Origin of the sequence: Actinoplanes couchii, assembly GCF_016862075.1 — a bacterium.
Taxonomy (GTDB): domain Bacteria; phylum Actinomycetota; class Actinomycetes; order Mycobacteriales; family Micromonosporaceae; genus Actinoplanes; species Actinoplanes couchii.
The window spans coordinates 1-24,964 of the sequence record NZ_BOMG01000024.1 but is presented as its reverse complement, the minus strand read 5'-3'; the positions used below and the strand labels follow the sequence as shown (position 1 = coordinate 24,964).

The following is a 24,964-nucleotide window of genomic DNA, read 5'->3' as shown; positions in this document are numbered from 1 at the left end:
GCCGACGTCGTCCCGACCTCAGAATGAAACACCAGTGACGACAGGAGGCCCGGTGGCATATCCGCACCCCCAGGGGCTTTACGACCCTCAGACGGAGCGAGACGCCTGTGGTGTCGCATTTGTCGCTGACATTCACGGCCGTCGCTCCCACGATGTGGTGGCCAAGGGTCTTACCGCACTGATCCGCCTCGACCACCGGGGCGCGCGCGGCGCCGAGCAGAACACCGGTGACGGCGCCGGCATCATGATCCAGGTTCCGGACGAGTACTACCGTGCCGTGGCCGGCTTCGAGCTGCCGCCCGCCGGTTCGTACGCGACCGGCCTGGTGTTCCTGCCCACGGACCCCGACGACGCGGCCCGTGCCATCAAGATCTTCGAGAAGTACGTGCTCGTCGAGGGCGGCGAGGTGCTCGGCTGGCGTGACGTGCCGGTCGACCCGGCCGACCTGGGCGCCACCGCCGAGGACGCCCGCCCCGCGATCCGCCAGGTGTTCCTGGCCGCCGACCGGCTCAGCGCCTCCGCGGCCGGCCCGGCCGACGAGCGGCTGTCCGGCATCGAGCTCGACCGGGCCGCGTTCTGCATCCGCAAGCAGGCCGAGCGCGAGACCTCACAGCGCGGCATCGCCGCCTACTTCCCGTCGCTGTCGTCCCGGACGATCACCTACAAGGGCATGCTCACCCCCGAGCAGCTCCCGGCGTTCTTCCCGGACCTGACCGACGAGCGGGTCTCCTCGGCGATCGCCCTGGTGCACTCCCGGTTCTCGACGAACACCTTCCCGTCGTGGCCGCTGGCCCACCCGTACCGGCTGATCGCCCACAACGGTGAGATCAACACCATCCGGGGCAACAAGAACTGGATGGCCGCCCGGGAGGCGATGCTGTCCTCGCCGAACATCCCGGGCAACATCAAGCGCCTGTTCCCGATCAACTCGCCGGAAGCCTCCGACTCGGCCGGGTTCGACGAGGTCCTGGAGCTGCTGCACCTGGCGGGCCGCAGTCTCCCGCACGCGGTGCTGATGATGATCCCGGAGGCGTGGGAGAACGACCCGGAGATGGATCCGGCCCGCCGCGCCTTCTACAAGTTCCACGCCAGCATGATGGAGCCGTGGGACGGCCCGGCCGCCGTGGCGTTCACCGACGGCAGCATCATCGGCGCCGTGCTGGACCGCAACGGCCTGCGCCCCGGCCGCTGGTGGCACACCAAGGACGGCCTGGTCGCGCTCGGTTCCGAAGCCGGCATCATCGACGTCGACCCGGCCGACGTGGTCGCCAAGGGCCGCCTGCAGCCCGGCAAGATGTTCCTGGTCGACACGATCGCCGGGCGGATCGCCCACGACGACGAGATCAAGGCCGACCTGGCCGCCGCCGAGCCGTACGCGGACTGGCTGCACGCCGGCCTGATCGAGCTCGGCGACCTGCCGGCCCGTGAGCACGTGGTCTACACCCACGACTCGGTCACCCGCCGCCAGCAGGTCTTCGGCTACTCCGAGGAGGAGCTGAAGATCCTGATCGCGCCGATGGCGCGGCTCGGCGCGGAGCCGCTCGGCTCGATGGGCACCGACACCCCGATCTCACCGCTGTCCACCCGGCCGCGGCTGATGTTCGACTACTTCCACCAGCTGTTCGCGCAGGTCACCAACCCGCCGCTGGACGCGATCCGGGAGGAGCTGGTCACCAGCCTCTCCTCGACGATCGGCCCGGAGGGCAACCTGCTCAAGCCCGGGCCGGCCAGCTGCCGGCAGATCACCCTGCCGTACCCGGTGATCGACAACGACGAGCTCGCCAAGATCCTCTCGATCGACGAGGACGGCGACCTGCCCGGCTTCAAGGCCGTCCGGGTCTCCGGGCTCTACCCGCTGCGCGACGGCGCGGCCGGCATCAAGGCCCGGCTCACCCAGATCTGCCGGCACGTGTCCGAGGCCATCGAGGACGGCGTGCGCATCCTGGTGCTCTCCGACCGGGACTCCAACGCCGACCTGGCGCCGATCCCGTCGCTGCTGCTCACCGCGGCCGTGCACCAGCACCTGGTCCGCGAGCAGACCCGCACCCAGGTGGCGCTGGTCGTCGAGTCCGGCGACTGCCGCGAGGTCCACCACGCCGCCACCCTGATCGGGTTCGGCGCGGCCGCGATCAACCCGTACCTGGCCTTCGAGAGCGTCGATGACCTGATCGCCACTGGCGCCCTGGTCGGTGTGGAACCCCGCAAGGCGGTCCGCAACTACGTCAAGGCGCTCGGCAAGGGCGTCCTGAAGATCATGTCCAAGATGGGCATCTCGACCGTCTCGTCGTACTGCGGCGCGCAGGTCTTCGAAGCCGTCGGCCTGGACAACAAGCTGCTCCAGCGCTACTTCGCCGGCACCTCCGGGCGGATCGGCGGCGTCGGCCTGGACGGCATCCACGCCGAGATCAAGGCCCGGCACGGCAAGGCGTACCCGTCGAACCGGGCCGAGCGCACCCACCGCCGCCTCGAGGTCGGCGGCGAGTACCAGTGGCGCCGCGAGGGTGAACTGCACCTGTTCAACCCGGAGACCGTCTTCCTGCTGCAGCACGCCACCCGCAGCAAGCAGTACGACGTGTTCCGCCGGTACACCAGCAAGGTCGACGAACTGTCCGCCGAGGCCGGTCACCTGCGCGGCCTGTTCAAGTTCGCGTCCGACCGCACCCCGATCAGCATCGACGAGGTCGAGCCCGCGTCGGAGATCGTCAAGCGGTTCTCCACCGGCGCGATGAGCTACGGCTCGATCTCCGCCGAGTCGCACGAGACCCTGGCCATCGCGATGAACCGGCTCGGCGCCAAGTCGAACACCGGCGAGGGCGGCGAGGACGTCGAGCGGCTGTACGACCCCGAGCGCCGCTCCGCGATCAAGCAGATCGCCTCCGGCCGTTTCGGTGTCACCAGCGAGTACCTGGTCAACGCGGACGACCTGCAGATCAAGATGGCGCAGGGCGCGAAGCCCGGCGAGGGCGGCCAGCTGCCCGGCAACAAGGTGTGGCCGTGGATCGCCAAGACCCGGCACGCCACCCCGGGCGTCGGCCTCATCTCGCCGCCGCCGCACCACGACATCTACTCCATCGAGGACCTGGCCCAGCTGGTCCACGACCTCAAGATGGTCAACCCGCGGTCCCGGGTGCACGTCAAGCTGGTCAGCGAGATCGGCGTCGGCACCGTCGCCGCCGGTGTGGCCAAGCTCAAGGCCGACGTCATCCTGATCTCCGGTCACGACGGCGGCACCGGCGCGTCCCCGCTGAACTCGCTCAAGCACGCCGGCACCCCGTGGGAGCTGGGCCTGGCCGAGGCACAGCAGACGCTGCTGCTCAACCGGCTCCGTGACCGGGTCACCGTGCAGGTCGACGGCCAGCTCAAGACCGGTCGTGACGTGGTCATCGCCGCCCTGCTGGGCGCCGAGGAGTTCGGTTTCGCGACCGCGCCGCTGATCGTCTCCGGCTGCATCATGATGCGGGTCTGCCACCTGGACACCTGTCCGGTCGGCATCGCCACCCAGAACCCGGTGCTGCGCGAGCGCTACACCGGCAAGCCCGAGTTCGTCGAGAACTTCTTCATGTTCCTCGCCGAGGAGACCCGGGAGATCCTCGCCGAACTGGGCTTCCGCAGCATCGACGAGGCCATCGGCCACGCCGAGGTGCTCAACGTGACCCAGGCCGTCGACCACTGGAAGGCCAAGGGCCTCGACCTGGCCCCGGTCCTCTACGTGCCGGAGCTGCCGGAGGGCGCCGCCCGCCGCGGCATCGTCGCCCAGGACCACGGTCTGGAAAAGGCCCTGGACAACGAGCTGATCGAGCTGGCCCAGCCGGCCCTCACCAACGGTGAGCCGGTCCGCGCCGAGCTGGTCGCCACCAACGACCAGCGCAGCGTCGGCGCCATGCTCGGTGGCGAGGTGTCCCGCCGGTACGGCGGCAACGGCCTGCCCGACGACACCATCTCGTTCACCCTGCGCGGCACCGGCGGCCAGTCGTTCGGCGCCTTCCTGCCGCGCGGCGTCACCCTGCGGCTGATCGGCGACAGCAACGACTACGTCGCCAAGGGCCTGTCCGGCGGCCGGGTGATCGTGCGCCCCGCCGAGGACGCGCCGTTCACCGCGGAGGACAACACCATCGCCGGCAACACGATCATCTATGGGGCCACCGGCGGCGAGATCTTCCTCCGCGGCAAGGTCGGCGAACGGTTCGCGGTCCGCAACTCGGGCGCCGCCGCCGTCGTCGAGGGTGTCGGCGACCACGGCTGCGAGTACATGACCGGTGGCACCGTCGTCGTGCTCGGCCGTACCGGGCGCAACTTCGCGGCCGGCATGAGCGGCGGCAAGGCGTTCCTGCTCGACCTCGACCAGGCCCTGGTCAACCCGGAGCTGGTCGACCTCGGCCCGCTCACCGACGACGAGCGCGACCTGCTGCGCTCGCTCGTCGAGAAACACCACGCGGAGACCGACTCGGACGTCGCCGGGCGCCTGCTCAAGGACTGGCCGACCGCCGTCGAGCGGTTCACCGCCGTGGTCCCGCGCGACTACAAGCGCGTGATGGAACTGATCAAGACCGCCGAAGCCGCCGGTCGCAACGTCGACGAAGCGGTCATGGGGGTTACCAGTGCCTGACCCTAACGGTTTCCTCCGTTACGAGCGGCAGCTGCCGAAGCGCCGCCCGGTGCCGGTGCGCATCCTGGACTACAAGGAGGTCTACCCGCCCGCGGGTGAGGACCTGATCCGCGACCAGGCCACCCGCTGCATGGACTGCGGCATCCCGTTCTGTCACGACGGCTGCCCGCTCGGCAACCGGATCCCGGACTGGAACGACCTGGTGCGTACCGGGGGATGGGCGGCCGCGTCCGACTCGCTGCACGCCACCAACAACTTCCCCGAGTTCACCGGCCGGCTCTGCCCGGCGCCCTGTGAGGCGGCCTGCGTCCTCGGCATCGCCGACGACCCGGTCACCATCAAGCAGGTCGAGGTGGAGATCGCCACCTTCGCGTTCGGCGCCGGCCTGGTCCCGCAGCCCGCGCCCGTCGCGTCCGGCAAGTCGGTAGCTGTGATCGGCTCCGGCCCCGCCGGGCTCGCCGCCGCGCAGCAGCTCGCCCGGGCCGGTCACGCCGTCACCGTCTACGAGCGCGACGACCGCATCGGCGGCCTGCTCCGTTACGGCATTCCCGATTTCAAGATCGAGAAGCACGTCATCGACGCCCGCCTGGCCCAGATGACCGCCGAAGGGGTTGAGTTCCAGACCGGCGTCGACGTCGGCACCGACATCACCGCCGAAGACCTTCGTGACAGGTACGAAGCGGTCCTGCTCGCCGCCGGAGCCCTCGCCGGCCGGGACGTCACCGACACCCCCGGCCGTCACCTCAACGGCGTCCACCTGGCCATGGAGCACCTGGTCCCGGCCAACCGGATCGTCGCCGGACTGCAGGACACCACCCCGATCGACGCGCGCGGCAAGCACGTCATCATCATCGGCGGCGGTGACACCGGCGCCGACTGCCTCGGTGTCGCCCACCGCCAGGGCGCCGCGTCGATCACCCAGCTCGACCAGTACCCACTGCCCCCCGACCTGCGCACCGGCGTCAAGGATCCGTGGCCCACCTGGCCGCTGATCCTGCGCAACTACGCCGCGCACGAGGAGGGCGGCGACCGCGTCTTCGGTGTGGCCGTCCAGGAGTTCGTCGGCGACGACGACGGCAACCTGGTCGCGATCCGTCTCGCCGAGGTGTCCGTGCAGCGTGTCGACGGTGTCCGCACCGTCGTCGTCACCCCCGGCACCGAACGCGAGCTGCCCGCCGACCTGGTCCTGCTCGCCATCGGTTTCGAGGGCACCGAGGACCAGCCGCTGCTCGGCCAGTTCGGGCTGACCCGCAACCGCCGCAACGTGCTGGACGCCGGACTGAACTGGCAGACCGACGCCGAAGGCGTATTCGTGGCAGGCGACATGCACAAGGGAGCGTCCCTGATCGTCTGGGCGATCGCCGAGGGCCGGGCCGCCGCTTCCGCCATCCACAGTTATCTCGGCGCCGCCGGAGAACTGCCGGCGCCGGTCCGCGCGGATTCGCAGCCGCTGTCCGTCTGACACCATTCTCCGAAATGCGCTCCCGGTAATTCCGGGGGCGCATTTCGCATTGTTTTCCATCGATTTCGTCGAATGTGGCTGTGGTGGTGGTCACCGCGGAACCCCGGTTCGGGGGACTTTTCGCTGCCCAGAGCCGGTTGGGGCATCTGCCGTCGAGCGCCGGAACGCGAACGCTAGGCTGGTCCAGCGGTCGCTGGAGCCCGCGGACGACGCAGCACACCCGCGACCGACTGGCGGGTCGAACTCGCCGTCGACACCCGCATTTCATGCCGAAGACCGGGGTCGGCCGCCAGGCCGCCCCGAAAGAAGGACTAGCCTGATGGCCGTGACACGCCGCGCAAAGATCGTCTGCACGATGGGCCCCGCCACCAAGTCACCGGAGCGCATGCTCGGTTTGGTGGAAGCGGGCATGAACGTGGCCCGGATGAACTTCAGCCACGACACCCAGGAAAACCACCGGGAGATGTACGAGCTGGTCCGCGCGGCCGCCGCCCAGGCCGACCGCCCGGTCGCCATCCTCGGCGACCTTCAGGGTCCGAAGATCCGCCTCGGCAAGTTCGCCGACGGCCCGCACCGCTGGGAGACCGGCGACCGCGTCGTCATCACCAGCGAGGAGATCCTCGGCACCAAGGAGCGCGTCTCCTGCACCTACAAGAAGCTCCCGCACGAGGTCAAGGTCGGCGACCGGCTCCTCATCGACGACGGCAAGGTCGCGATCGAGGTGACCGAGGTCGAGGGTGAGGACATCCACTGCCTCGTCACCGAGGGCGGCCCGGTCAGCAACAACAAGGGCGTCTCCCTGCCGAACGTCGCGGTCAGCGTCCCCGCCCTCAGTGAGAAGGACGAGTCGGACCTCCGCTTCGCCCTCTCCCTCGGCGTCGACCTGATCGCGCTGTCGTTCGTCCGCGCCCCCGAGGACATCGACCTCGTCCACAAGATCATGGACGAGGAGGGCCGCCGGGTCCCGGTCATCGCCAAGGTCGAGAAGCCCGAGGCGGTCGACGTCCTCGAAGCCATCGTGCTGGCCTTCGACGGTGTCATGGTCGCCCGCGGTGACCTCGGCGTCGAGCTGCCCCTCGACCAGGTCCCGCTGGTCCAGAAGCGCGCCGTGCAGCTCTGCCGGGAGAACGCCAAGCCGGTCATCGTCGCCACCCAGATGCTCGACTCGATGATCGAGAACTCGCGCCCGACCCGCGCCGAGGCCTCCGACGTCGCCAACGCCGTCCTCGACGGTGCCGACGCCGTGATGCTCTCCGGCGAGACCTCGGTCGGTAAGTACCCGGTCCTCACCGTCAGCACCATGGCGAAGATCGTCACCACCACCGAGGCCGGTGGCATGGGCGTCCCGCGCCTGCAGCACGACCCGCGCACCCACGGTGGCGCGCTCACCGTCGCCGCGTCGCAGATCGCCCGGAACATCGGCGCCAAGGCCCTGGTCGCCTTCTCGCAGACCGGCGACACCGTCAAGCGGCTCTCCCGCCTGCACTGCGACCTCCCGCTGTACGCGTTCACCCCGGTCGCCGAGGTCCGCAACACCCTCGCCCTGAGCTGGGGTGTGGAGACCTTCCTGACCGACTTCGTCGAGCACACCGACGACATGTTCCGGCAGGTCGACGCCAAGATGCTGAGCATGGGCCTGGCCAAGCCCGGCGACTACGTGGTCGTCGTGGCCGGCTCCCCGCCGAACGCGCCCGGCTCCACCAACACCCTCCGCGTCCACCAGATCGGTTCGCTGGTCGACCCGGCCAAGGCGTGACGTTGCTCCAGGGACAGGCCGCCGTCGACCAGCTTCTCGATCTCCTCGATCTGAAGCAGGTCGACGCGGCCACCTTCCAGGGCGAGAGCCCGCAGACCGGGGCCCAGCGCGTGTTCGGCGGCCAGGTCGCCGGGCAGGCGCTGGTCGCCGCGGGCCGCACCGTCGATGCGAGTCGGCACGTGCACAGCCTGCACGGCTATTTCGTCCGGGCCGGCGACCCGACCGTGCCGATCACCTTCCACGTGGAGACGATCCGGGACGGCCGCAGTTTCTCGGTACGCCGCTCGACGGCCAGTCAGCACGGCAAGACGATCTTCTTCATGTCGGCGTCGTTCCAGCTCCCCGAGGAAGGCCTGGACCACCACACCCCGGCCCCCGAGGACGTGCCCGCTCCGGAGGACGTGCCCACCATCCTGGACTGGGCGGAGAAGTATCCGGAGCGGATGGCGATGTTCCAGTCCTCGCCACGCTCGGTGGACATCCGCTATGTGGGCGTCCCCGGCTGGGTGCCGCCCGGCGACCGCGAGATCGAACCCAACCAGCGGGTCTGGATGCGCTTCGACGGCCGCCTGCCGGACGATCCGCTGATCCACGCGTGCGCCTTGACGTACGCCAGCGACATGAGCCTGCTGGACGCCGTCCTCTCCACCCACGGCGAGGTGTGGGGCCCCGGCGGGGTGATCGGCGCCAGCCTGGACCACGCCCTGTGGTTCCACCGCCCGTTCCGAGCCGACGAGTGGTTCCTGTACGACTCCGCCAGCCCGTCCGCCAGCGGAGCCCGCGGCCTGGCCAACGGCCGCATGTTCACCCGGGACGGCCGCCACATCGCCAGCGCCGTCCAGGAGGGCCTGCTCCGCCGCATCGGCGGCTGACCCCCGCCTTTCCGGGGTGCGGCTGACCTCCGCCTTTCCGGGGTGCGGCTGACCCTCGCCTTTCCAGGTGCGGCGGCCCCGCCTTTTCCGGTGCCGGTCCGCTTGCCGGCCCGGCTGTCTTCCTGCGTCGGCACTCTCCCCATGCTCAGGTCACCAGGTGTGTCGCTGGGATCCGTAGCCGAGGTCACCGGGTGTGTCGCTAAGGCCCGCACCCCCGGTCACCAGGTGTTATGGAGGCCCCGCCGGTGTGGATCACAGCCTGGCGACCGGCCGACAGAAGATCCACCACCGGCGGGGCCGGGGGACAAACTGATCAACGTTGGCTCACCTCACCCGTCGTGCTGCCCGAAGCCTCCTGCGCACCCATTCCCGCCTGCGCCAACCGGGCGGCCAACTCCGTGGTGGATCCCATCCGCCGTTCCTGAAACGCGTCCGCCATGCCCGGCCCCGGAGCCATACCCGGCGCGGATGCCATAGCCGGTCCGGCTGCCATGGCGTGCGAGGGCGCCGTAGCGGGCCCGGTTGTCATGCCCGTTGTGGGTGCCGTAGTGGGCCCGGTTGTCATGCCCGTTGTGGGTGCCGTAGTAGGCCCGGTTGTCATGCCCGCCGTGGATGCCGTAGCTGGTCCGGCTTCCATGAACGGCCCGGTCGCCATGACCGGTGCGGGTGCCAGAACCGACGCGGGTGATGGAACCGCCGACGGCGCCCGATGCCGGGCCGGTGGCGCGTTCCCGGCTCGAGCCGAACGAGCCCGGGCCGAGATCTCCATCTCGGCCAGCCGTTCCCGGGTCACCGCCTCGGCCTCCAGAATCTGCCGAGCCCGCGAAGCACCGTCCGGCCCGCCGTGCCGCAGCCGCGAAGCATGCTCCGCATCCAACAGCCGGGCCCGGGTGACACTGTCCAGATCCGCCCCGGTAAGCCGCCCGGCATTCCCCGAACCATCCGCACTCAGATGCCGAGCCGAAACCACCTCACCCGAACCCGGATGCTGCATCTGAGCAGCCTCACCCGAACCCGCGTGTCGCGTCTGGACCGCTTCTTTCTGACCGACGTGTCGCGCCTGGACAGCGTCACCCGCACCCGCATGCCGCGACCGGCCGGCGTCCCCAGAATTTGTGTGCCGCACTTGAATGGCGTCACCCGTCTCCCCATGCAGTGCCCGGGAACCGTCGTCCGGCCCCGCATGACGTGCCGGTGAAACATCCTGCCCGGAGGCCTCGACGTGCCGGCCCCGCGAGGCACTCACTGAATCCGGCTGCGAGGTGAAGGAAGCGGCACCCGTCGACCCCGGCTGAGGTGCGTCAGAGGCACCCATCGGCCCCGGCTGAGGCGCGGGGAAAGCACCAGGTTGCGACGCGCCGAAGCCGCCCACCGAATCCCTATGGCCCATCACAGCCGCGCCCGCCGGATCCATGTGATGTGGCACGGACGCGCCCGCCGGATCCATGTGGTGTGCCGCGGCCGAGCCTGCCGGATCCATGTGGTGTGCCGCGGCCGCGCCCGCCGGATCCATGTGGCGTGTCGCGGCCGCGCCTGCCGGAACCATGTGTGCTGTAGCGGTTGCGCCTGCCGGACGGTTGTGTGCCGTGGCGGTTGCGCCTGCCGGACCCGTGTGTGGTGCCGCGCCCGGCGTGACCATCCGGGGCATGCCGGCCCGCTCGGCGTGCCGGGCGGTGGACGGCCCGATCGGGTCCATGTGCCATCCGGCGGACGTGCCGGCCGAATCCGTGTGAAGGGCAGCGGACGCGCCCACCGGATCCAGGTGGCGGGCCGGGTGCGCGTCGCCCGGGTCCGCGAGTCGGGCCAGGTTGTACGGGTCGGCGTCGGCCAACTGGGACAGCGAAGGATGCCCGGGCACCGGATGCGGCCCGCCACCGCCGAAGCGGTCCATAGCCTTCTCGGCGCCGGAGAGTCCCGTCGCGGCCTTCTCGGCGCCGGCGAGTCCCGCCGCGTACTTCTCGGTGTCGGCGAGTCCCGCCGCATACCCGGTGACCCCTGCCGCCCGCTCGGGTGGCAGCTCCAGCACGTCCCGGCGCAGCCCGGCGACCTCCCGCAACCGTAGCGCCGTCACCAGGTCGGCGACTCCGCGCAGCACACCGAGCCCGCCGAGCACGACCGCCACGAGTTCCGCGGATCGCACGAACGGCCCGGCGGCGAAGTATCCCAGCCCGGTCTCCAGCACCCCGACCGTCACCAGCAGGCTCCACACCCGGTCCGAGCCGCGTGTCATGATCCCGACGGCGACGTCGACGGCGCCGCGGACCAGCAGGTACCAGCCGGCCAGCGATGCCGGTTCGGTGAACGACGAGTCGCCGCCGGTCAGCAGCATCACACCGGTGGCCGCGAACATCGCCGCGAGCCCGGCGTTCAGCCACCACGTCCGGGTTCCGGCGAGCGCCCGGAGCACTTCGCAGAACGCGCCGAACAGCACCACCGGTCCGACCGCCGAGACCACGGTCACCGGTTCCATCTGCAGGACCGCCCAGCCGGTCACCAGCCACGTCGCGCCCGCGACCATGAGGACGACCCACATGCCCCCGCGTTTGACGGTCAAAGGCGACGAACCGGACGACAACATGGGGCCTCCTGCTGAAGCTGTCCTTGTCATGACAGCACCCGCCACCGACCACAGCCCGCAGTTCGGCGAGATTCAGTGCCAAGATCAAGATCAGGCCCATCCGCCGGTACGGGTAACCATCCTCACGATCCACCCCCGAAAATCCCCGCCCAGAGCCATCACCGAACAGCTCAGCCCGAGCCCCGGCCAGCCGCCACCGTCTCGACCGAGAGGCGTCCGCCAGAGCGCCGGTCAGTCACTGCCTCGGCCGTGAGGTGTCGGCCGGAGCGCCGGTCAGTCACTGCCTCGGCCGTGAGGTGTCGGCCGGAGCGCCGGTCAGTCACTGCCTCGGCCGTGAGGCATCCGCCGGAGCGTCGGCTAGGCACCGCCAAGGTCGTGAGGCGTCCGTCGAAGCGCCGGCCGGCCGTCACCGCCCTCGGGCGAGAGCCGTCCGCCGGAGATGGACCGCGCCGAGAGAGCGGCACCCGGTCGGCCCCCATGAGGACGGCGGCCCGGTTCGAGAAACGATTCATGCGATTCCCGTCACGGCAGCCATCGGAGTGAAGATCCGCGAGCCGTGGAGAGGAAGATCCGCGAGCCGCGGAGAGAAAGATTCGAGAGTCGCAGAGAGAGGAAGATCCGCGAGCGGCAGGGCGGAAGATCCGCGAGCCGCTGAGAGGAGGATTCGATAGCCGCAGGGGTGAAGATTCGACAACCGTCGGAGTGAAACAGTCAGCGAGCGAAATCCCCGGCCCGGTCGCGGACGATCTCCATGACGCGCCGAGTGGGCCCGAGGGGCACCGCGATGATCAGATCCGACCAGCTAGCAGGAGTGCTAGCGGAGCATGCCCGGGGATGCCGAGCGAATTCCCGGCCCGCGATACCGAATCGACCGGGCAGGGACATGACCGATGGCGGATCCCCCACCGGATCCCCCACGGAGATTCCACCGGATGCTCTACGGACCCCCACCGGATGCTCCACGCCAAAACCGGCAGGCCCGGGATGTGGAATCAAGAGCCCGGGAGGCCGGAAAACGAAGTCACGAAAGCCGGTGTGCGGAAGTCGTGGCGCATTCCGTGCGCCATCCATTCGAACGGATCTATCCTTGGTGTCCTCGGTGGGATTCGAACCCACACTGAATGCTGTTTGAGAGCATCGACTCTGCCGGTTGGTCTACGAGGACGAGCCGTCCCGGGCGGACGCAAGTTAGGCCACGCCAACCCGAGCAAGGGACAGCCTACCCACTAGGCTTAGGTCGGCGACACCCAGATACCCGGGTGTCGCGACATCGACGTTCTGGGGGTAGGGGTTTCCGTGGCCGACACGCAGGCTGGTGCCGAGCGCAAGCGGGTGCTCATCGCCGAGGACGAGGCCCTCATCCGCCTGGACCTCGCCGAGATGCTCGTCGAGGAGGGCTACGACGTGGTCGGGGAGGCGGGGGACGGTGAGACGGCCGTGCGCCTCGCCGAGGACCTGAAGCCGGACCTGGTGATCCTCGACATCAAGATGCCGATCATGGACGGTCTGGCGGCGGCCGAGCGGATCGCCGGTGGGCGCATCGCGCCGGTGGTGATCCTGACCGCTTTCAGCCAGCGTGATCTGGTGGAGCGGGCCCGTGCGGCGGGTGCGATGGCCTACCTGGTGAAGCCGTTCCAGAAGTCCGATCTGGTGCCGGCGATCGAGATCGCCCTGTCGAGGTATTCGGAGATCTCGGTGCTGGAGTCCGAGGTGGCCGGGCTGACCGAGCGTCTGGAGACGCGGAAGTCGGTGGAGCGCGCCAAGGGCGAGCTGATGACGAAGTATTCGATGACCGAGCCGCAGGCGTTCAAGTGGATCCAGCGGACCGCTATGGATCACCGGATGACCATGCGTGAGGTCGCCGACCGGATCCTCGCCGAGCAGGAGGCGGAGGCCGAGCCGCCGAAGTGACGAGGTTCGCGGCGCAGCGATCCCCGGAGGCCGTGCTTCCGGGATGAGACGTCTGGCGGCGTTGCTGACGGTCGGCCTGCTGGCCGGTTGTCCGGCGACGCCGCCTTCGCCGTCGATGACCCCGACCTGGCACGAGTCGACCCTGCCGGTGGACGCCCCGGCGGGCGGGGGAGCCACCGCGGAAACGATGCCGGCACCCGCAAAAACCACGTCGGCACCCGCAAAAACCACGTCGGCACCCGCCGGAACCACGCCGGCCTCCGCAAGAACCATGTCGGCACCGGCGGGAACCACAGTGGGCCCAGTGGGCGGGGGAGCCACGGGGGCCGTCGGTGGGCGTACGGCGATGGCTCGGGATCTTGTGGCTTGTGATGGTCTGTGGTTTGTCGCCGGTGGGGTGCGGGAGGCGTCGGGGCGGACGCGGCCGGCGTTGTGGTCGTCGGCGGATGCCATGTCGTGGCGGCCGGTGGTGTTGGAGCCGGTGTCGTTCTACGGCGAGCAGAGTGTGCTGTCGTCGGTGGCGTGTGCCGGTGGGCGTGTGGTTCTGCTGGGCGCCAAGTCGGGCGGGGTGCACGGCAATCCGCGGGTGAGTTCGTGGGTGGGCCCGCTGGGCGGTCCGGTGCGTGAGGTGTCCGCGCCGTTCGAGTTGTTCGGTGGCCCGGATGCCGTGAACGCCGGGCGTGTCCGTACGGCAAGCGGGAAGTTTTTGATCGTCGGCAACCGGGTGTCGGGCGCGTCGGTGTGGTCGTCGCCGGACGGTGACCGGTTCGTCCTGCGCCCCGCGGCGGGGGTGTCGTCGTGGGCGTCGGACGCGGTGGCCTCCGGCGACGGCTGGCTGGTGGTGGGCGCCGCGACCCGGGCCGGAGCGCGCAGTCCGGCGGTGTGGTCCTGGGACGAGACGGTGGGCTGGGTCACTCGGCCGGTGGATATGCCCGGTCCGGGGGAGTTGTCCTGGGCCGGCCCGGTCCTCCTGGGTGTATCGGCGGGCTTCCGGGCGTGGCGACAGGTGGACGGCCGCTGGGTGGCCGGCCCGGCCATCGCCACCGGGAGAAAGGCCGGCGCGGCGGAAGACCCCGGGAAAGACGGCGGAGCGCTGGACAGCGAGGAGGACGGCGGAGCGCGGTACGGAGTGGCAGGCGGAACGGTGTCGGGGGCGGTGGTGTCCGGCCGGGTGACGGCGCTGACCGGTTCGGACGACCGCTACCGGTTGTGGGTGTCCGCCGACTCGGGCGTGTCGTGGGCCGAGGCGGCGCTGCCGCCGGGACTGTCACGCTCAGCGGTGACCGCCGCCACTCCGGCGGGTTCGGGAGATCGACTGACACTGTTCTGGGACGCCGGCGAAGGTGCCCGCGTTTACACGTCTGACAGCCCGTTCGGGCGGTTCAAGTAGCGCGTTCGGCTGATCCGTGACATATGGCGGCAACACGATCTTGTGATCGGGTAACGGTTCGGTCAATGCGCAGCCAATTTGCTACTCGTGGCTACTGACCGTGGGATAACGTCCCGCCGCAAGACCGGCTGTGTGCCGGCTCCGTGACTTTTCGTCGAGGACACCCCTCGGCGTGGGGATCGGATGCCATTGATGAAGGGATTCGTGCCTTGAGGCAGAAGCTTTTTCGGGCGGTGGGCGCGGCTGCCGTTGCCGCGTTCATGTTGGGTGGCACTGCCGCGTGCAAGGCGGACAGCCCGAGTGAGTCGTCCGGCGGCGACAGCGCGGCCTGTGGCCTGAAGATCGGCTTCTTCGGCGCCCTGACGGGCGACGCGGCCGGTCTCGGTATCCACATGCGCAACGGCACCAAGCTGGCGATCGACCAGTACAACACCGCCAACGCGGACTGCAAGGTCGAGCTGCTCCCGCTCGACTCGCAGGGCGACCCGGCCAAGGCCCCGGCCCTGGCGCAGCAGGCCGTCGGCGACGCCAAGGTGATCGCGATCATCGGCCCGGCGTTCTCCGGTGAGTCCGAGGTCGCGGACCCGATCTTCGAGGCCGAGGGTGTGCCGACGATCACTCCGTCGGCGACCCGCCCGAGCCTCTCGACCAAGGGCTGGAAGACCTTCCACCGCGGCGTCGGCAACGACGAGTCGCAGGGCCCGGCCGCCGGTCGTTACATCGACCAGGTGCTCAAGGCCGAGAAGGTGTACGTCGTGGACGACCAGTCCGCGTACGGCGCCGGTCTCGCCGACGAGGTCAAGAAGGTCCTCGGCGCCAAGGTCGTGCAGAGCGACAAGGTCCAGGTCAAGCAGACCGACTTCTCGGCCATCTCGACCAAGATCGCGAACAGCGGCGCGACCTCCCTGTTCTTCGGTGGCTACTACACCGAGGCGGGCCTGCTGCTCAAGCAGCTGAAGGGTGCCGGCTGGAAGGGCACGATGGTCGCCGGTGACGGCGTCAACGACGCGAACTTCGTCACGGTCGCCGGCCAGGCGGTCGCCGAGGGCACGATCCTGACCTGCCCGTGTGCTCCGGCCACCGAGGCCAAGGGCACGTTCGTCACCGACTACAAGGCGGCCTTCGACAACGCCGAGCCGGGTACGTACGCGGACGTCTCGTTCGACATCACCAACATCGCGCTCGAGGGCATCAAGGCGGGCAACACCACCCGCGACAAGCTGAACACCTTCATCTCGGGCTACAACGCGGCCGGCGCCGCCACCGGTGTGACCTACAAGTTCGAGGCCACCGGCGAGCTCGACCCCGCGCAGGTTCTGGTCTGGGCGTTCAAGGTCCAGGCCGGCAAGGTTGTCCCGGACCAGGAGATCCCGAAGTCCTGATCCGGCTCATGGCTTGAGAGCGGCTCGTCCGAGCGGCCGCTTCGATGCGGCCGGGAGCGTGACTCCCGGCCGCATCCGTTTGTCTGACACCCCTCCGCGATGCGGGAGCGCGCACTTTGGACTTCGACGGACTTATCAGGAATTTTCCTGATTTAACAATGACAGGGTTGGAACAGGGCGCCATCTATGCCCTTGTCGCCCTCGGCTACACCCTGGTATACGGCGTGCTGCGGCTCATCAACTTCGCGCACTCCGAGGTCTTCATGATCGGCACCTTCACCACCATGTGGGTGTGGGGCTGGATGGGGATCGACCAGAACACCAAGATCGACAGCGTCGGTCAGATGGTGATGCTGATCGTGATCGGCCTGGTGGCCGGTGCGGCCGCCTCCGCGGTGACCGCGGTGACCGTCGAGGTGGTGGCCTACCGGCCACTGCGCCGGCGCAACGCCCCGCCGCTGGCCTTCCTGATCACGGCGATCGGCGCCTCGCTGTTCCTGGCCGAGATGATCGGCATCTTCACCAAGCGGGCGCCGTTCGGCCCGCCGCGGATCATCGAGCCGGCCGTCGCCTTCGCGATCGGCCCGTTCAAGGTGACCAACACCCAGATCCTGGTGCTGCTGGTGGCGCTGCTGATGATGGCGGCCCTGGACCAGTTCGTGAACCGCAGCCGGATGGGCAAGGGCATCCGCGCGGTGGCCCAGGACCCGGACACCGCGGCTCTGATGGGTATCAACAAGAACCGCATCATCCTGCTGGTCTTCGTCCTGGGCGGCGCGATGGCGGGTGTCGCGGCGCTGCTCTGGAACGTCCGTTACGGCTTCACCAAGTTCAACGTGGGCTTCCTGATCGGGCTCAAGGCGTTCTCGGCGGCCGTTCTCGGCGGTATCGGCAACCTGCGGGGCGCGCTGCTGGGTGGCCTGCTGCTGGGTGTCGTGGAGAACTACGCGTCCGGTCTGTTCGGCGGCGAGTGGAAGGACTTCACCGGCTTCGTACTGCTGGTGATCCTGCTGATGTTCCGCCCGACCGGTCTGCTCGGCGAGTCGCTGGGGAGGGCCCGCGCATGAGTGTCGACAAGACGGCCAAGGCCGGCAGCAACGGCAATGGCAACGGCTCGGTGCTGAAGTCGCGCTGGGAGAACATGCCCAAGCAGTTCCGCTGGGCCGGGATGATCGCGCTGGTCATCTTCCTCTACCTGCTGCCGTTCAAAGAGTTCTACCTGTACCTCGGCATCCCGATGGGCGACTTCTACCTTCCGTTCTACACGGCTCGTACGGAGATGGCCCAGGTTCTGTTCGACACCGCGGTGTTCGTACTGCTGGCCGTGGGTCTGAATGTGGTCGTGGGTTTCGCGGGTCTGCTCGACCTGGGGTACTACGGCTTCTTCGCGATCGGCGCCTACACGGTGGCGTTGCTGACGTCGCCGGAGAGCCGCCTCGACGTGACCTGGCCGTGGCTGGCCGCGGTGCCGGTGGCGGTCATCGTGACGCTGATCGGCGGCGTGATCCTGGGTGGTCCGACACTGCGCCTGCGCGGTGACTACCTGGCCATCGTGACGCTCGGTTTCGCCGAGATGATCCGCCTCTACGCGGCTCGCAACGAGGGCATCCTGCAGGGTCAGCGGGGTATCCCGTCGATCCCGCACCCGCCGGGCGAGGTCAACGGCGACGCGATCTTCGGGGTGACCGACGCCCGCCCGTACTACTGGCTGGCGCTGACCATCATCATCCTGGTCGTGTTCGGGGTGCGGAACCTGGCGCGCAGCCGGGTCGGCCGGGCCTGGGTCGCGATCCGCGAGGACGAGGACGCCGCCCAGATCATGGGTGTCCCGACGTTCCTGTACAAACTGGCCGCGTTCGCGATCGGCGCCGCCGTCGGCGGTCTGTCCGGCGCCCTGTTCGCGGGCAACCGGGGCTTCATCAACTCGGACAGCTTCCTGCTGGAGAACTCGATCCTGGTGCTCGCCGCGGTCGTGCTCGGTGGCGCCGGCAACATCGGTGGTGCCATCGTGGGTGCTGCGATCACCTGGTACCTGCCGGAGTGGCTGCGCGGTGTCGGTAGCTCGCTGGGTCTGGAGTTCGACCCCGCGGAGTACCGGATCGCGGTCTTCGGCCTGGTCCTGATCGTGATGATGATCTTCCGGCCGCAGGGCATCATCGCCAGCAAACGGCGTGCCGCGGAGTTCGAGGACCGCCGGAAGGAGGCAGTCGCCAGTGAGTGAGCCGACTTCTGAGGACCTGCTGCTGCGGGTCGACAAGGCGACGCTGCGGTTCGGTGGCGTCACCGCCCTGAACAACGTCGACTTCACCATCCGCCGGGGCGAGATCCTGGGCCTGATCGGGCCGAACGGCGCGGGCAAGACCACGCTGTTCAACGCGATCACCGGGGTCTACCAGCTGACCGAGGGCTCGATCACGTTCGACGGGACCAAGATCAGCGGCCAGCGCCGTCACAAGATCACCCAGATGGGCATCGCCCGGACGTTCCAGAACATCCGGCTGTTCCCGGAGATGACCGCGCTGGAGAACGTCATGGTGGGCGCGGACGCCCACAACAAGACCGGCGTCCTGTCCGCGATGTTCCGGCTGCCGCGGTTCTGGAAGGAGGAGCGTCACGGTCGCGACCTGGCGCACGACCTCCTGAAGTTCGTCGGCATCACCGGCCGGGCCGGCGAGCTGGCCCGCAACCTGTCCTACGGTGAGCAGCGCCGTCTGGAGATCGCCCGCGCGCTGGCCACCAAGCCGAAGCTGCTCTGCCTGGACGAGCCGGCCGCCGGCTTCAACCCGGCCGAGAAGCTGGAGCTGCTCGACCTGATCCGCAAGGTCCGCGACACCGGTGTCACGGTGTTGCTGATCGAGCACGACATGCGCCTGGTCATGGGCGTGACCGACCGGATCACCGTGCTGGAGTTCGGGCAGAAGATCGCGGACGGCCTGCCGGCCGAGGTCCGGGACAACCCGAAGGTGATCGCGGCCTACCTGGGGGTGCCGACCGATGCTGCTTGAGATCAAGGACCTCACCCTGGAGTACGGCCGGATCGAGGCGCTGCACGGCATCTCGCTCGAGGTCGAGCAGGGTGAGATCGTGGCCCTGATCGGCGCCAACGGGGCCGGCAAGACCACCACCATGCGGGCCATCTCCGGCCTGCGCCCGGTCGCGAAGGGCTCCATCGTCTTCGACGGCCAGGACATCACCAAGCTGCGGGCCGACAAGCGGGTCATCCTCGGTGTCGGCCAGTCGCCCGAGGGCCGCGGGGTCTTCCCCGGCATGTCGGTGATGGAGAACCTGGAGATCGGCGCCTACACCCGCCGGGACAAGGCCGGCATCGCCGAGGACCTGGAGCGCTGCTTCGCCCTGTTCCCGCGGCTGCTGGAGCGGCGCAAGCAGGCCGGTGGCACCCTGTCCGGCGGCGAGCAACAGATGCTCGCGGTCGGCCGGGCGCTGATGACGCGGCCGAAACTGCTCCTGCTCGACGAGCCCTCGATGGGTCTCGCGCCGATGCTGATCCAGCAGATCTTCGAGATCATCACGGAGATCAACAGTCAGGGTACGACCGTGCTGGTGGTCGAGCAGAACGCGCAGCAGGCCCTGAGCCGGGCCCACCGGGCGTACGTGCTGGAGACGGGTTCGATCGTGAAGAGCGGCACCGGACAGGAGCTGCTCAACGACCCGTCGGTGAAGGACGCGTACCTCGGCGTCGCCTGACCGGTAGTGATCCCTGGCCTTCAGTAATCACGGGGCGGTCCACCTTTCGCAGGTGGCCGCCCCGTGGTGTGTCCGGAAACTTGTCGGAGGGGGCGACTAGAGTCCTGGGGCGTGAGCGATGAAGCCCAGACCCCCCGCCTGCTGCTGCTCGACGGCCACTCCCTGGCCTATCGCGCGTTCCACGCGCTGCCCAAGGAGAACTTCAGCACGGCCACCGGCCAGCACACCAACGCGGTGTTCGGCTTCACCTCGATGCTGATCAACATGCTGCGCGACGAGAAGCCCTCGCACATCGTCGTCTCGTTCGACGTCTCCCGGGTCTCGTTCCGCACCGAGAAGTACCCGGAGTACAAAGCCGGTCGCGCCGAGACCCCCAAGGAGTTCCACGGCCAGGTCAGCCTGATCAAGGAGATCCTCGCCGCGCTCCGCATCACCGTGGTGGAGAAACCCGGCTTCGAGGCCGACGACGTGCTGGCCACCCTGGCCACCCAGGGCCGTGACGCGGGCATGGAGGTGCTGATCTCCTCCGGCGACCGCGACGCCCTGCAGCTGGTCGAGGAGCACGTCACCGTCCTCTACCCCAGCCGTGGTGTGTCCGAGGTGTGGCGGATGACCCCGGCCCTGGTCGAGGAGAAACAGCTCGTCCCGCCGCATCTCTACCGGGACAAGGCCGCCCTCGTCGGCGAGACCAGCGACAACCTGATCGGTGTCCCCGGCGTCGGTCCGAAGACCGCGGCCAAGTGGATCATCGAGTTCGGCGGCATCGACGGGATCGTGGCCGGCGCCGACAAGATCAAGGGCAAGGCGGGGGAGAATCTGCGGGCCCACCTGGCCTCGGTGCTGCGCAACTACGAGCTGAACGCTCTGGTCCGCGACCTGGAGCTGCCGGTGCGCCCGGAGGAGACCCGCTGGGAGGGCTGGGACCGCGAGGCCGTGCACCAGCTCTTCGACGCCCTCGAGTTCCGGGTGCTGCGCGAGCGGTTGTATTCGTACCTCGACTCCGTCGTCCCGGAGGCCGAGTCCGGCTTCGACATCGACGGCCAGGTGCTGCGCACCGGCGCGGTCGCCGCCTGGCTGCGGGAGCACGCCGGCACCGACCCGGTCGGCGTGGCCGTCACCGGCGTCTTCGGCCGTGGCACCGGCCGGCTCACCGGGGTCGCCGTCGCCACCGCCGGCGGCCCGGCCGCCTGGTTCGACCCGGAGACGCTGGACGAGGACGACGAGCGCGCCGTCGCCGCCTGGCTGGCCGAGCCGTCCCGGCCCAAGGTCGTCCACGACGCCAAGCCGGCGCTGCTCGCCTTCCACGCCCACGGCTGGCGGCTCGCCGGGGTCACCACCGACACCGCCCTCGCCGCCTACCTGGCGAAACCCGATCAGCGCGCCTACCAGCTGGACGACCTGGCGCTGCGTTACCTCAAGCGCGAGCTGAAGGTGGAGGAGCCGGACAACGGCCAGCTCGCCCTCAGTTTCGACGGCGACGGCGACGACCACGCCGCCGAGCAGGGCGTCATGCTGCGCGCCCGGGCCACTCTGGACCTCGCCGAGGTGATCACCGCCGAGCTGTCCCGCGACGGCGGCGAGTCGGAGCGGATCCTCGCCGACGTCGAGCAGCCACTGTCGATCGTGCTGGCCGAGATGGAGCAGCGGGGCATCGCCGCCGACATCGACTACCTGGAGGAGCTGGAGTCGCACTTCGCCACCGAGGTGCGCGCCGCCCAGGTGGCCGCGCACGAGGTCGTCGGCCGCGAGTTCAACCTGGGCTCGCCCAAGCAGCTGCAGGAGATCCTCTTCGTCGAGCGGGACCTGCCGAAGACCAAGAAGATCAAGTCCGGCTACACGACCGACGCCGACGCGCTGACCGACCTGTTCGCCAAGACCGGCGACCCGCTGCTGTCGCACCTGCTGCGCCACCGTGACGTCGCCAAGCTCAAGTCGACTGTCGACGGCCTGCTCAAGTCGGTCTCCGACGACACCCGCATCCACACCACGTTCAACCAGACGGTGGCCGCCACCGGCCGGCTGTCGTCCACCGACCCCAACCTGCAGAACATCCCGATCCGCACCGAGGAGGGCCGGCGCATCCGCCGCGCGTTCGTCGTCGGCTCCGGCTACCACACGCTGCTGACGGCCGACTACAGCCAGATCGAGATGCGGATCATGGCGCACCTGTCCGGTGACGACGCCCTGATCGCCGCCTTCAACTCCGGCGCCGACTTCCACGCCGCCACCGCCTCGTCGGTCTTCCGCGTCGGCCTGACCGAGGTCACCCCCGACCAGCGCCGCAAGATCAAAGCCATGAACTACGGCTTGGCGTACGGGTTGAGTGCCTTCGGCCTCTCCAATCAGCTGAGCATCTCCACCGAGGAGGCCCGCACCCTGATGGACGGGTACTTCGAAGGCTTCGGTGGTGTCCGCGACTACCTGCAGGCAGTGGTCCAGCGGGCCGGCAAGGACGGCTACACGGCCACCATCCTGGGCCGCCGCCGCTACCTGCCCGACCTGAGCAGCGACAACCGCCAGCGCCGTGAGATGGCCGAGCGGATGGCTCTGAACGCTCCGATCCAGGGCTCCGCCGCCGACATCATCAAGATCGCGATGCTGCGCGTGGACGAGGCGCTGAAGGACGCGGGCCTGAAATCCCGGATGCTCCTGCAGGTCCACGACGAGCTCGTCTTCGAGGTCGCCGAGGGGGAGCAGCCACAGTTGGAGGAGCTGGTCCGCCGGGAGATGGGCGCCGCCTACCCACTGTCGGTCCCGCTGGAGGTCTCCATCGGTTCCGGCCGGGACTGGAACGGCGCCGACCACTGACCCGTTCCTGCCGCTGACCTCTGTTCGGCCGCTGACCCGTCCCGGTCACTGGCCGATCTTGGCCGTTGATCCGGTCCTGGTCGTTGTCTCGGTCTTGGCCGCTGATCCGGTCCTGGTCGTTGCCTCGGTCCTGGTTGTTGCCTCGGTCCTGGCCGCGGACCTGTCTCGTCCGCTGGTCGCCTTTCTGCCCGCCCCGTCGCCGGTTTCCAGCCGTCGGCGGGGCGGTTCGTTAGTTTCCGAGGGGTGCGCGTGTTTGTGCACAATGGAGTGACCAGCGATCGGGCAATACTCAGGGTGAGTTACGCCGAACCGTCCGAGTAACCGAGATATGTCACTCAGGGTGAGCGCTGTCCGACCGGAAAGTGCGTGCGAATGCTCCTCCCGGGTGATGACGCCGGATTGTCGGATACCCGTCCGGGTGGCAGCGTCGCCAATGTTTACCCTGATCTGACACCCTGGGCCGATGCTGATTCAATCGACGTCGATTGAGGTTCGTCCGGAGCCCGCCACCGATCAGCACTCGGCGACCGAGCCCGGACCCACCACCGATCCCGTCACGCCCGGTGTCGTAAACACCCCAAGCGAAACCACACCCGTGACAGCGAGTGGAGCCCCCACCCCAGTTCCCGGAAGCAACCTTTACGCCCCATCCACCACCGCTCCAGCCCGCGCAGGCCTTCCCACCACCGACGGCCTCCCGCTTCCCGAACCACATGCCTCCGCCGACGGTGCCCCGCTTCCCGAAGCGCATGCCTCCGCCGACGGTGTCCTGGGTCCCGCCGGTGGTGTCGCGGTTCCCGAAACGGGTGCCTCTACCGACGGTGTCCCGGTTCCCGCTGGTGGTGTCGCCGTTCCTGAAGCGCATGCCTCTGCCGGTGCTGTCGTGGTTCCTGAAGCGCATGCCTCTGCCGGTGCTGTCTCGGTTCCCGTCGGGCATGTCTCCACCGGCGGCGTTCCGGTTCCTGCTTTGCACACCTCTGCCGACGGCGTCCTTGTCTCCGGGTTGCCTGCCGCCGGCGAGCTTTTGGTTGCGGCGGACCATCCTGCCCCCGGCCGCCTTTCCTCGAGCGGTCCGGTCACCGGCCGTCCCTTGGCGGCTGGCTATCCGGGGACACGTCCTGGTACTGCCGGTTCCTCGATCGCTCCCGATGGTCCACGGACTCCTGGCGGGTCGGTCGATGCCGGCACGGGTCAGGGCTCATTGCGGCAGTCCGCAGCTGGCCCCGGCCAGGGCTCCGGGCGACAGGGATTTGACGATTCGGCGCAGGCTTCCGCGCGGCGCGGTATCGCAGGTGCGGGGCAGGCTTCCGCGCGGCAGGGAGTTGCCGGTGCGGGGCAGGCTTCCGCACGGCAGGGAGTTGCCAGTCCTGGGCAGGCTTCCGCACGGCGGGATGTGGGTGGTTCCGGCCAGATCTCCGCACGTCCCGGCACTGCCGGTGCTCGGCAGATCGTCGACCGGCAAGTCGCCGGGCGGCGGGCTGTCGCTGGTAGCGGACAAGTCTCTGCCAGACCGGCCGTCGTTGGTGCGGGTCAGGCTCCGGACCGACTGGCGGTTCCTGGACGACCGGTAGTTCCCGGGCGACCAGGTGTTGCCGGGCGACCGAATGTCGTTGGAGGACCAGGCGTTCCCGGGCGCCCAGACGCTGGTGGCGGGCCATCTGTCACCGGGCGACCGAATGTTGCCGGAGGCCTTGGCGCCGCTGGGAGACTCGGTCCGACCAGTACTCCCGGACTTGCGGGGCGGTCTGGTCCTGCCGGTGGTCCTGGGCTTGTTGGTCGGTCCGGTCCTGCCGGTGGCCCTGGGCTTGTTGGTCGGTCTGGTCCTGCCGGCGGTCCTGGACCTGTCGGGCGGTCTGGTTCTGCTGGCGGTCCTGGGCTTGTTGGTCGGCCCGGTCCTGCTCTTGCCGGGCGGCCGGGTGTTGCCGGAGGGGCCGGGCTTGCCGGACGGGCCGGGCTTGGCGGCGGGCCGGGAATCGCTGGGCGGCGGGGTGCTGCCGGAAGCGGCGGTGAGGGTTTTCGGGCGGGCGTGAGTGATGCTGGTCCTGAGGCGGTCGAGCAAGCCGTGCCCGGGCTTACGCAAGGGCCGTTGGATTCGGTGCGGGCCGGGAATCTGGCCGGTGCGTTCAAGGCCCTCGGTGATCCGGTTCGGCTTCGGCTGCTGTCGATGATCGCCTCGGCGGCTGAGGGGGAGATCTGTGTCTGCGATCTCAGCGATGCCTTCCCGCTCACCGGCCCGACGATCTCGCACCACCTGAAGATCCTCAGGGAAGCCGGGCTGGTTCACGGTGCTCGCCGCGGCACCTGGGTCTACTACCGGGCGATCCCCGCCGAACTCACCCGCCTCGCAGCCATCCTCGACGGAGACCGCCAGATCCCGGCTCCGGCTTCGGTCCAGGACCCGGCTTCGGTCCAGTCCCCGGTCCAGACCCAGTCCCCGGTCCAGGTCCAGTCCCCGGTCCAGACCCAGTCCCCGGTCCAGGTCCAGTCCCCGGCC

14 protein-coding genes, 1 tRNA gene and 1 pseudogene are annotated in these 24,964 nt (G+C 69.3%); 14 read left to right on the top strand and 2 right to left on the bottom strand.

Annotation, left to right across the window (positions count from 1 at the left end; genetic code table 11):
* The first annotated feature begins 34 nt into the window (after positions 1–34).
* From gltB to Aco03nite_RS05965, 4 genes are all read left to right on the top strand, one after another.
* The gene (gene gltB, locus Aco03nite_RS05980; RefSeq protein ID WP_203793746.1) at positions 35–4,606 is read left to right on the top strand and encodes a glutamate synthase large subunit; all 4,572 of its coding nucleotides are present in this window, start codon (positions 35–37) and stop codon (positions 4,604–4,606) included.
* Positions 4,599–6,068, top strand: coding sequence for a glutamate synthase subunit beta (locus tag Aco03nite_RS05975; RefSeq protein ID WP_203793745.1), 1,470 nt, complete (start codon positions 4,599–4,601; stop codon positions 6,066–6,068). The genes gltB and Aco03nite_RS05975 overlap by 8 nt, the downstream gene beginning before the upstream one ends.
* Positions 6,069–6,387: 319 nt before the next feature.
* Entirely contained in the window at positions 6,388–7,824 is a 1,437-nt protein-coding gene (gene pyk / locus Aco03nite_RS05970; RefSeq protein ID WP_203793744.1) for a pyruvate kinase, read from the top strand.
* 2 nt (positions 7,825–7,826) lie between these two features.
* Positions 7,827–8,696: an acyl-CoA thioesterase gene (locus Aco03nite_RS05965; protein WP_203793875.1), complete on the top strand. Its 870-nt coding sequence runs from the start codon at positions 7,827–7,829 to the stop codon at positions 8,694–8,696.
* Between the two features lie 313 nt (positions 8,697–9,009).
* Here the strand turns inward: Aco03nite_RS05965 and Aco03nite_RS05960 are convergent, their stop codons facing one another.
* A complete protein-coding gene (locus Aco03nite_RS05960) occupies positions 9,010–11,229 on the bottom strand; it encodes a hypothetical protein (RefSeq protein ID WP_203793743.1) in 2,220 nt (739 codons plus the stop codon).
* A gap of 1,133 nt (positions 11,230–12,362) precedes the next feature.
* A tRNA-Leu gene (locus Aco03nite_RS05955) sits at positions 12,363–12,439 on the bottom strand.
* Positions 12,440–12,570: 131 nt separating this feature from the next.
* Between Aco03nite_RS05955 and Aco03nite_RS05950 the strand changes: the two genes are divergently transcribed.
* From Aco03nite_RS05950 to Aco03nite_RS52700, 10 genes and pseudogenes are all read left to right on the top strand, one after another.
* Positions 12,571–13,185: an ANTAR domain-containing response regulator gene (locus tag Aco03nite_RS05950; protein WP_203793742.1), complete on the top strand. Its 615-nt coding sequence runs from the start codon at positions 12,571–12,573 to the stop codon at positions 13,183–13,185.
* A 466-nt stretch (positions 13,186–13,651) separates the two neighbouring features.
* Positions 13,652–14,575, top strand: coding sequence for a hypothetical protein (locus Aco03nite_RS05945; RefSeq protein WP_203793741.1), 924 nt, complete (start codon positions 13,652–13,654; stop codon positions 14,573–14,575).
* A gap of 209 nt (positions 14,576–14,784) precedes the next feature.
* On the top strand, positions 14,785–15,957 hold the full coding sequence (locus tag Aco03nite_RS05940) for a branched-chain amino acid ABC transporter substrate-binding protein (RefSeq protein WP_203793740.1): 1,173 nt from the start codon (positions 14,785–14,787) through the stop codon (positions 15,955–15,957).
* 116 nt (positions 15,958–16,073) lie between these two features.
* Positions 16,074–17,024, top strand: a complete 951-nt coding sequence (locus Aco03nite_RS05935; RefSeq protein ID WP_373872577.1) for a branched-chain amino acid ABC transporter permease — start codon at positions 16,074–16,076, stop codon at positions 17,022–17,024.
* The gene (locus Aco03nite_RS05930) at positions 17,021–18,178 is read left to right on the top strand and encodes a branched-chain amino acid ABC transporter permease (protein ID WP_373872576.1); all 1,158 of its coding nucleotides are present in this window, start codon (positions 17,021–17,023) and stop codon (positions 18,176–18,178) included. Before Aco03nite_RS05935 ends, Aco03nite_RS05930 begins: the two co-directional genes overlap by 4 nt.
* The gene (locus tag Aco03nite_RS05925; protein WP_203793738.1) at positions 18,171–18,962 is read left to right on the top strand and encodes an ABC transporter ATP-binding protein; all 792 of its coding nucleotides are present in this window, start codon (positions 18,171–18,173) and stop codon (positions 18,960–18,962) included. Before Aco03nite_RS05930 ends, Aco03nite_RS05925 begins: the two co-directional genes overlap by 8 nt.
* Positions 18,952–19,662: an ABC transporter ATP-binding protein gene (locus Aco03nite_RS05920; RefSeq protein WP_203793737.1), complete on the top strand. Its 711-nt coding sequence runs from the start codon at positions 18,952–18,954 to the stop codon at positions 19,660–19,662. Before Aco03nite_RS05925 ends, Aco03nite_RS05920 begins: the two co-directional genes overlap by 11 nt.
* A gap of 111 nt (positions 19,663–19,773) precedes the next feature.
* Positions 19,774–22,470 (top strand): DNA polymerase I, encoded by a 2,697-nt coding sequence (gene polA / locus Aco03nite_RS05915; RefSeq protein ID WP_203793736.1) that lies wholly within the window; start codon positions 19,774–19,776, stop codon positions 22,468–22,470.
* Between the two features lie 1,733 nt (positions 22,471–24,203).
* Positions 24,204–24,500, top strand: a complete 297-nt coding sequence (locus Aco03nite_RS05910; RefSeq protein WP_203793735.1) for a hypothetical protein — start codon at positions 24,204–24,206, stop codon at positions 24,498–24,500.
* Between the two features lie 32 nt (positions 24,501–24,532).
* A pseudogene (locus Aco03nite_RS52700) lies at positions 24,533–24,826 on the top strand (ArsR/SmtB family transcription factor); the annotation flags it as partial.
* Positions 24,827–24,964: the final 138 nt, after the last annotated feature.